We start from the raw sequence: 1,013 nt of genomic DNA, 5'->3' as shown, positions 1-1,013 counted from the left end.
AGGTCGAATTTGGCTGCGACGGTGCCGGTGTCGAGGGCGGTGATGGTGAGGCCGGGTAGTTGCAGGGTGGGTTGTTCGTTGTTCTGGAAGGACAGCACGACCCCGAACAGGGGGGTGTGGGTGGTGGCGCGGGCGGGGGCGACGGTTTCGACGACGCGTTCGAAGGGGATGTCGGCGTTGGCGAAGGCGGCGAGGTCGGTGTCGCGGGCGCGGTCGATGAGTTCGGTGAAGCTCATGGCGGCTTCGACGTGGGTGCGTAGGGTGAGGGTGTTGACGAACATGCCGACCAGGTCGTCGAGGGCGCGTTCGCCGCGGCCTGCGATGGGGGTGCCGATCGCGACGTCGGGGTCGCCGGTCAGGCGGGCCAGCAGGACCGCGAGGGCGGCGTGGATGACCATGAACAGGGTGCAGTTGTGGTCGCGGGCCAGTTCGGTGAGGGCGTGGTGGATGTCGGGGGGGAGCCCGAATCCGGTGTTGGCTCCGCGCATCGAGGGGATCGGTGGGCGGGGCCGGTCGAGGGGGAGTTCGGCTTCGCCGGTGAGGCCGTGCAGTTGGGTGCGCCAGTAGGCGAGTTGGCGGGCGGCCACGGAGGTGGGGTCGTCGTCGGTGCCGATGACGTGGCGTTGCCAGATGGCGTAGTCGGCGTATTGCACTTCCAGGGGCGCCCAGCGGGGGGAGTTGCCGCCGATGCGGGCGAGGTAGGCGGTGACCAGGTCGCGGGCCAGGGGTGCCATGGAGGCGCCGTCGGCGGCGATGTGGTGGGCGACCATCGCCAGGAGGTGTTCGTCGGGGCTGGTTTCGGCGAGCAGGGCGCGGACGGGGACTTCTTCGGTGACGTCGAATCCGGTGAGCATCAGCTCGGTGATGGGGGTGAGGGGGTCGTCGGTGGTGACCAGTTCCAGTCCGGTGGGCAGGGCTTGGTCGACGGTGAGGATCTGTTGGAACGGCAGTCCGCCCGGTCCGCCGGCGGGGTAGCGGGTGCGCAGGGATTCGTGGCGTTCGAGGACGTCGGC

1 protein-coding gene is annotated in these 1,013 nt (G+C 69.8%); it reads right to left on the bottom strand.

Annotated features, from left to right (window positions below; all coding sequences use genetic code 11):
• The coding region (locus tag ABZ803_RS35255; RefSeq protein WP_357046217.1) for a condensation domain-containing protein at window positions 1-1,013 on the bottom strand (1,013 nt) is incomplete at both ends.

Origin of the sequence: Nocardia sp. NPDC047648, assembly GCF_040642815.1 — a bacterium.
Classification (GTDB): domain Bacteria; phylum Actinomycetota; class Actinomycetes; order Mycobacteriales; family Mycobacteriaceae; genus Nocardia; species Nocardia gamkensis.
The sequence above is the reverse complement of the archived record's forward strand: the minus strand, read 5'-3'. Positions and strand labels throughout refer to the sequence as shown.